Below are 7360 nucleotides of genomic sequence, written 5' to 3' on the forward strand. Positions count from 1 at the left end.
TCCTACCGTCTGGCTTGCAGAAGCGGGTCTTGTCCCTCCACCCCCGACAGGTTCCTACCCTAACGCCATACAAGCGGACCTTGTCCGCGATAGCCGGAACCTCCGGCGCGATTCGCGGATGAGATCCGCTCCTACGCTGCCCCACCCACGCCATTCCCCTGTAGGAGCGCGCCCTGCGCGCGAAATCGCGGGCAGGGCCCGCTCCTACAGTTCGCCGTGAGGCATGGCGCCTCCCCATAGGAGCGGACTCCGTCCGCGATCCGGCCCGCAGGGCCGGCAGCGGCTATGGTTAAGTCGACCCGTAACCGAGCGACATCATGCCCGCCCTCGCCCACCTCAAGCGCCACCCCTCCGCCATCCTGCTGTTCGTCCAGTTGCTCGGCGTGCTGCTCTACCCCTGGATGGACGACAGCACCCTGGGCCGCGCGCTGTTCGGCGCCTTCGGCTTGCTGGTGCTGGGCCTGGCGCTGCAGGTGGTCAAGCGCAGCCCGGTGCATAGCTGGGTCGCCGCGGTGCTGGCCTTGCTGGTGCTCACCCTCGGCCTGCTCGACCTCTGGCTGGCCAGCCGCGTGCTGGAACTGCTGGTGCCGGCGCTGGAGGCGGCCTTCTACTTCTATGCCGCGGCCAGCCTGATCGCCTACATGAACGCCGACCAGCGCGCCACCACCGACGAGCTGTACGCCGCCGGCGCCACCTTCACCCTGCTGGCCTGGGCCTTCGCCCATCTGTTCAGCTTCTGCCAGCTGGCCGTCCCCGGCAGCTTCAGCGCCGCGCTGGACGCCGATGCGCCGCGCACCTGGACCGAGCTGCTGTTCCTCAGTTTCACCACCCTGTCCGGGGTCGGCCTGGGCGACATATTGCCGCTGACGCCCGCGGCCCGTTCGCTGGTGATGATCGAGGAATTTGCCGGCGTGATGTACCTCGCCCTGGTGGTTTCGCGGCTGATCGCCATGAGCGTCAGCCGTCGCTGAAGCCGGGCCCGCGCGACGATCGAGCGGGCATCGCCGCGCCCGTTACGCTAGGCTTTGCCGTGAGGGGCGCGGTCACCGGCACGCCGCCGCCCTCGACCAACAATCGCCGGATCACCTGCAGTTCGGGGACGCCATGCTAGAGCGCGAGCGCCTTCGCAATATCCTCTGCCTGGGACTGCCGATCATCGGCGGCATGCTCAGCCAGAGCCTGCTCAACCTGGTGGATGCCGCCATGGTCGGCCACCTCGGGGAAAAGTCCCTGGCCGGGGTGGGCATCGGCAGCTACGCCAACTTCGTCGCCATCTCCCTGGTCATGGGCCTGGGCGCCGGCGTCCAGGCGCTGGTGGCGCGGCGCCGCGGCCAGGGCTGCAACGGCGACCTGGCCGCGCCGCTGAACTGCGGGCTGCTGGTGGCCCTGGGCCTGGCCCTGCCCATCAGCCTGGCCTGCCTGCTGTTCGCCAGACCCATCGTCAGCCTGCTGTCGCCCGACCCCGAAGTGCTGGCCATCGGCGTGCCCTACTTCGAGTGGCGCACGCTCTCGGTGCTGGCCGTGGGCCTGAACTTCTCCTTCCGCGGCTACTGGAACGGCACACGGCGCTCGGGCACCTACATGCGCACCCTGGTGGTCATGCACCTGGCCAACGCCGCCATCAGCTACAGCCTGATCCACGGCCTGTTCGGCCTGCCGCGCATGGGCGCGGTGGGCAGCGGCCTGGGCACCACCCTGGCGCTGTACCTGGGCTCGGCGATCTACGCCTGGATCACCTGGCGCGACGCCCGCCAGCACGGCTTCCTCGCGCGCCGCCCGAGCGAGCGGGAAATCCGCGTGATGCTGCGCCTGTCGCTGCCCAACTCGCTGCAGCAGTTCTTCTTCGCCGCCGGCATCACCCTGCTGTTCTGGATCATCGCCCAGGTCGGCACCCGCGAGTTGGCGGTGGCCCACGTGCTGATCAACCTGGCGCTGTTCCTGATCCTGCCCGGCATCGGCCTGGGCATGGCGGCCACCACCCTGGTCAGCCAGTGCATGGGCGAGCGCGACTTCGACAGCGCGCACCGCTGGGGCTGGGACGTGGTCAAGGTCGCCGCCTGCGGCCTGGCGCTGCTGGGCACGCCGTTCTGGATGTTCCCCGAGGCCATCCTGCGGCTGTTCGTCAGCGACCCGGCGCTGATCGAGCTGGGCCGCGTGCCGCTGATGTTCACCGGCCTGGGCATGGTCATCGACGCCACCGCCCTGGTGCTGACCCAGGCGCTGCTCGGCGCCGGCGCCACGCGCACGGTGATGGCCGTCAGCCTGGGCAACCAGTGGCTGTTCTTCCTGCCCCTGGCCTACCTGGTCGGCCCGGTGCTGGGCGGCGGCCTGCTGGCGATCTGGAGCATGCAGATCATCCAGCGCGGCCTGGCCTCGGCGATCTTCGCGGTGATGTGGCAGAAGCGCCAGTGGACGCAGATAGAACTCTGAGGCCGGCTATGCTTGTCCCACAGCAAAGGAGGCTTGCATGAACGACGATCCGCAGAACCGCCCGCCGAGCTTCTGGCAGATGCTGCAAAGCGTGCTGGCCGCCGCCTTCGGCGTGCAGAGCGGGAAGAACCGCGCCCGCGACTTCACCCATGGCAAGCCCAGCCACTTCATCGTCCTCGGCGTGGGCTTCACCCTGGTCTTCGTCCTGCTGCTCTACGCCCTGGTGCGCCTGGTGCTGCACCTGGCCGGCGTCTAGTCCAGCAGCGGCTGCAGGGAGAAGCGGTAGGCCTTCTGCTTCGGGTGCAGGGCCAGGCTGAAGTCGCGGAAGTCCAGGCCATAGCCGGGACGCGCCAGGTTGGCGCGCAGTTTCTGCGCGCGGCGTTTGTCCAGCAGGATGAACACCGGCAACTGGCGGTCCTTGCCGCCATGGGCGGCGAAGTCCACCCCGGCGTCGTAGTCGTGCAGCAGGACCATGGCCCAGCCACCCAGGGTGAAATGGCCGCTCATGGCCACGCTGATGCTGCCGTCGATCACCGCGCCGAGTAGCTCCGGGGAGTTGTTCAAGCCGCTGAACAGCATGTCGCGCCCCGGCACGCGCCCCGCCTCGCTGGCCGCCTTCATCGCGCCGAAGGCCATCTCGTCGTTGGCCGACCACACCAGCCGCACCTGCGGGTAGCGGCGCAGCAGCTGCTGCGCCTGCTCATAGGCGCGCTGGCGGTCCCAGCCGCCATAGACCACCTGCAGCAGCCGGGCCCGCGGGAAGTCGGCCAGGGCCCGGCGCATGCCCTGCTCGCGCAGTTGCGCCACCGGCGCCTGGGCCAGCCCGGAGAAGGCCAGCAGGTCCAGCCCCCGCCCCGCCGCCGCGCCAGCCTGGAGCAGGCCGTGGGCCATCAGGTAGCCCGCCTCCTCCTCGTTGGCCACCAGGCTGCCGATCCAGTTGCGGTAGCGCTCGCGGCTGCCGCCGACGATGCGCTGCTGGTCGGTGGTCAGCATGTTGTTCACGGCGAACAGGCGCACCGGGGTATCGGCGAACAGGCGCAGCAGTTCCGGGCCGATGTAGCCCTCGTTGGTGAACACCAGGTAGTCGGGCAACTGGCCGTCGCGCAAAAGCTCGCGCGCCTGCTGCAGCGAGCGTTGCGGGTCGCGCTCGGCGTAGAGCACGCGCAGCGGCATGCCCAGGTCGCCGGCGGCGGCCTGCATGAAGTGGGTATAGCTGACCCAGTAGGGCTCGTTGGACCGCCCCGGGTTGAGGAACACCACCGACGCCGCCTGGCAGCCCAACGACAGCGACAGACCGACGACCAGCAACCAGGACCTGCACAGAAGACTCAAGAACCCACACCCCACCGACCGGAAGCCGGCGAAGTATAGCCATTTGCCTTCATTGTGTTCGCCCACCCCTGACCGGTGGAGCTAAATTATTGATGGCTCACCCAGAATATCGCCGTAGCCACCACCAGCAGGATGAGGATCAAGGCCGCGCGGGCGTCGATCACGCTGTCGCGGTTTTCGTTACGGGATTCTTCGCTCATGTTTCCCCCATTTGTTATTGCTGTTTTCGGTGGACCCACCAGCAGTTAAGACCAGGGCACGGGCAGCGACAAGGCGCGGCCCTTCATGAGGGCGGCGAAACCGGCTAGGCTGGGGCGGTTTCCGCGACAAGAACAAGGCACCCCATGGACAACCTCTCCCTGCAAGACCGCGCCGCGCCCGAAGGCATCTGCTACGGCTGCGGCGGCAGCAACCCCCACGGCCTGCACATCAAGAGCTACTGGCACGAGGACGGCATCCACGTGATGGCCGAGCACCTGCCCGAGGCCAAGTACACCGGCTGGCCGGAGCTGGTCTACGGCGGCCTGATCGCCATGCTGGTGGACTGCCACTCGAACTGGACGGCCATGGCCTACCACTACCGCGCCGAAGGCCGCGAGCCGGGCAGCCTGCCGCGCCTGGACTGCGTCACCGGCAACCTCGGCATCAAGTTCATCAAGCCCACGCCGATGGGCGTGCCGCTGACCCTGCGCGCGCACGTGGAAGGCGAGCTGGGACGCAAGAGCCGGATCATCTGCGAGGTGTATGCCGGCGACGTGCTGACCGCCATCGGCGACTCCATTTTCGTCCGCGTCGATGCCGCTCAGCTGGGCGCCCAGGCCCACGGCCGCGAAGGCTGAGGACCCGCCGCGAGGGCCTGCGGCCAGGCGCCGCAAGCCCTGGCGCGGCGCCGGTGGGTGGAGAAGGTTCCCACGGATGCCGCGCTTATATCAGAAAGTTCTCGCCATATACTCAAACTTCACTTTTACGCATATTCCCTAACTGGTATCTTGCCCGCCACTCCGCGTGGAGCGCGTTGCCGTGCGCGCTCGGAAGCGTAGTACGCCCGAGCGCTATAGCCTGACAGCAGGATTTTTCATGTACGTATACGACGAATACGATCAGAGGATCGTAGAGGATCGCGTCAAGCAGTTCCGCGATCAGACCCGCCGCTACCTGGCGGGCGAACTGACCGGCGAGGAATTCCGCCCGCTGCGTCTGCAGAACGGCCTGTACATCCAGCGCTATGCGCCGATGCTGCGTATCGCCGTGCCCTACGGCCTGCTCGCCTCCCGGCAGCTGCGCAAGCTGGCGCAGATCGCCCGCGACTACGACAAGGGCTACGCCCACATCAGCACCCGGCAGAACGTGCAGTTCAACTGGCCGGCGCTGGAAGACGTGCCGGACATCCTCGCCGAGCTGGCCACCGTGCAGATGCACTCGATCCAGACCAGCGGCAACTGCATCCGCAACACCACCACCGACCAGTTCGCCGGCATCGCCCGCGACGAGCTGGTGGACCCGCGCCCCTGGTGCGAGATCATCCGCCAGTGGTCGACCTTCCACCCCGAGTTCGCCCACCTGCCGCGCAAGTTCAAGATCGCCGTCAACGGCGCCGCGAGCGACCGCGCCGCCATCGAGGTGCACGACATCGGCCTGGAAGCGGTGAAGAACGAGGCCGGCGAGCTGGGCTTCCGCGTGCTGGTCGGCGGCGGCCTGGGCCGTACCCCGATCGTCGGCAGCTTCATCAACGAATTCCTGCCCTGGAAGCACCTGCTGTCGTACCTGGACGCCATCCTGCGCGTGTACAACCGCTATGGCCGCCGCGACAACAAGTTCAAGGCGCGCATCAAGATCCTGGTCAAGGCGCTGACCCCGGAAGTCTTCGCCGAGAAGGTCAACGCCGAATGGGCGCACCTCAAGGACGGCCCCAGCACCCTGACCGAGGCGGAAGTGCAGCGCGTTTCCGCGTTCTTCGTCGACCCGGCCTACAAGGCCCTGGAAGACCAGGACGCCGCCCTCGCCGCCCTGGACGCCGAGCATCCCGGCTTCGCCCGCTGGCGCGAGCGCAACACCTTCGCCCACAAGAAGCCCGGCTACGTCGCCGTGACCCTGTCGCTCAAGCCCACCGGCACCGCCCCGGGCGACGTGACCGACAAGCAGTTGGACGCCATCGCCGAGCTGGCCGACCGCTACAGCTTCGGCGAAGTGCGCAACAGCCATAACCAGAACATCATCCTCGCCGACGTCGAGCAGGCGCAGCTGTTCACCCTCTGGGGCGAACTGCGCGAGCTGGGCTTCGCCAGCCCCAACGTGGGCCTGCTGACCGACATCATCTGCTGCCCGGGCGGCGACTTCTGCTCCCTGGCCAACGCCAAGTCGATCCCGGTGGCCGAGGCCATCCAGCGCCGCTTCGACGACCTCGACTACCTGTTCGACATCGGCGACATCGACCTCAACATCTCCGGCTGCATGAACGCCTGCGGCCACCACCACGTGGGCCACATCGGCATCCTCGGGGTGGACAAGAAGGGCGAGGAGTTCTACCAGGTGTCCCTCGGCGGCAGCGCCGGCCGCGAAGCCAGCCTGGCGCAGATCCTCGGCCCGTCCTTCGCCCAGGACCAGATGGCCGACGTGATCGAGAAGCTGATCAAGGTCTACGTCGAACGGCGCACCGAAGAAGAACGCTTCCTCGATACCTACCGCCGCATCGGCATCGACCCCTTCAAGGAGCGCGTATATGCAGCGAATCATTAAGCACCGCGAAGTGGTCGACGACCGCTGGCACCTGCTGCCCAAGGACGCCACCCTGGAGAGCGTGCCCAACAGCGACGACGTGATCATCCCGCTGGCCCTGTGGCTGGAACACGGCCCGGCCCTGCGCGGCCGCGACGGCGGCCTGGGCGTGTGGCTGGACTCCGACGAGGAGCCCGAAGCCATCGCCGGGGACCTGGACAAGTTCCAGGTGATCGCGGTGAACTTCCCGGCCTTCACCGACGGCCGCGGCTTCAGCACCGCACGCCTGCTGCGCGAGCGCTACGGCTACAAGGGCGAGGTGCGCGCCATCGGCGACGTGCTGCGCGACCAGCTGTTCTACATGCAGAGCTGCGGTTTCGATGCCTACGCCATTCGCGCGGACCGCGATCCATATGATGCGCTGGCCAGCCTGGACGACTTCAGCGAGGTCTACCAGACCTCGGTGACCCAGCCGCAGCCGCTGTTCCGCCGGCGGCAGTTGGCCTGACCTGAAAAGCCCCGCCCTGGCGGGGCTTTTTCGTTGGGCCGGCGGCATCACGCTTCTCTTCCCCATCGTCGTTCCCACGAACGTGGGACGCGGCTCCATCGCGAACAGCGCTTGTGCTGGCCCGAAGGGGGATAACCCAGCTGCCTTGGCTTGGGTGTTTCTGCGCCGCTCCGAGTTTGCCCGGCCTTCTTGTTTCGCCCCCTCGGGCGAGTCCCTTTTGTCAATCGCCACAAAAGGAACCAAAAAGGCTTGCCCCGCCATACGGGCCCGATGGAGCCGGGCTACCCTCACGAACTCCCCCGCCACGGAGGCCCGCCCCGAGGGTACGTCCCTGTAGCCCATCGGGGCTCTCGCGACATCCATGTCGCATGACCT

Annotated in this window: 7 protein-coding genes; 6 read left to right on the forward strand and 1 reads right to left on the reverse strand. The window is 67.7% G+C overall.

Annotation, left to right across the window (positions count from 1 at the left end; all coding sequences use genetic code 11):
* Positions 1–317 precede the first annotated feature (317 nt).
* The 3 genes from RN02_RS26945 to RN02_RS26955 all read left to right on the forward strand — a co-directional run bounded on the left by RN02_RS26945 (position 318) and on the right by RN02_RS26955 (position 2686).
* Positions 318–971, forward strand: a complete 654-nt coding sequence (locus RN02_RS26945) for a potassium channel family protein (RefSeq protein WP_043318230.1) — start codon at positions 318–320, stop codon at positions 969–971.
* Between the two features lie 133 nt (positions 972–1104).
* Positions 1105–2430, forward strand: coding sequence for an MATE family efflux transporter (locus tag RN02_RS26950; protein WP_043318232.1), 1326 nt, complete (start codon positions 1105–1107; stop codon positions 2428–2430).
* Between the two features lie 37 nt (positions 2431–2467).
* On the forward strand, positions 2468–2686 hold the full coding sequence (locus tag RN02_RS26955; protein WP_009619245.1) for a DUF2970 domain-containing protein: 219 nt from the start codon (positions 2468–2470) through the stop codon (positions 2684–2686).
* Here RN02_RS26955 and RN02_RS26960 read toward each other — a convergent pair.
* Complete coding sequence (locus RN02_RS26960) at positions 2683–3762, reverse strand: ABC transporter substrate-binding protein (RefSeq protein ID WP_043318234.1); 1080 nt, start codon at positions 3760–3762, stop codon at positions 2683–2685. The two genes, RN02_RS26955 and RN02_RS26960, sit on opposite strands and share 4 nt — an antisense overlap.
* 344 nt (positions 3763–4106) lie before the next feature.
* Between RN02_RS26960 and RN02_RS26965 the strand changes: the two genes are divergently transcribed.
* The 3 genes from RN02_RS26965 (at position 4107) to RN02_RS26975 (ending at position 6985) form a co-directional block, all read left to right on the forward strand.
* Positions 4107–4601, forward strand: a complete 495-nt coding sequence (locus tag RN02_RS26965) for a PaaI family thioesterase (RefSeq protein WP_009619242.1) — start codon at positions 4107–4109, stop codon at positions 4599–4601.
* A 238-nt stretch (positions 4602–4839) separates the two neighbouring features.
* Positions 4840–6498 (forward strand): nitrite/sulfite reductase, encoded by a 1659-nt coding sequence (locus RN02_RS26970; RefSeq protein ID WP_009619241.1) that lies wholly within the window; start codon positions 4840–4842, stop codon positions 6496–6498.
* Positions 6482–6985, forward strand: coding sequence for a DUF934 domain-containing protein (locus tag RN02_RS26975; RefSeq protein WP_009619240.1), 504 nt, complete (start codon positions 6482–6484; stop codon positions 6983–6985). The genes RN02_RS26970 and RN02_RS26975 overlap by 17 nt, the downstream gene beginning before the upstream one ends.
* Positions 6986–7360 lie beyond the last annotated feature (375 nt).

The sequence above is a fragment of the Pseudomonas sp. PI1 genome, from assembly GCF_000812405.1.
Lineage (GTDB): Bacteria > Pseudomonadota > Gammaproteobacteria > Pseudomonadales > Pseudomonadaceae > Pseudomonas > Pseudomonas citronellolis.

What these genes read in the sequence shown, in the direction of transcription:
- RN02_RS26955 (WP_009619245.1), top strand. Translation starts at nt 2,468, where the DNA reads ATGAACGACGATCCGCAGAACCGCCCGCCGAGCTTCTGGCAGATGCTG.
- RN02_RS26970 (WP_009619241.1), top strand. Translation starts at nt 4,840, where the DNA reads ATGTACGTATACGACGAATACGATCAGAGGATCGTAGAGGATCGCGTC.
- RN02_RS26975 (WP_009619240.1), top strand. Translation starts at nt 6,482, where the DNA reads ATGCAGCGAATCATTAAGCACCGCGAAGTGGTCGACGACCGCTGGCAC.
- RN02_RS26950 (WP_043318232.1), top strand. Translation starts at nt 1,105, where the DNA reads ATGCTAGAGCGCGAGCGCCTTCGCAATATCCTCTGCCTGGGACTGCCG.
- RN02_RS26945 (WP_043318230.1), top strand. Translation starts at nt 318, where the DNA reads ATGCCCGCCCTCGCCCACCTCAAGCGCCACCCCTCCGCCATCCTGCTG.
- RN02_RS26965 (WP_009619242.1), top strand. Translation starts at nt 4,107, where the DNA reads ATGGACAACCTCTCCCTGCAAGACCGCGCCGCGCCCGAAGGCATCTGC.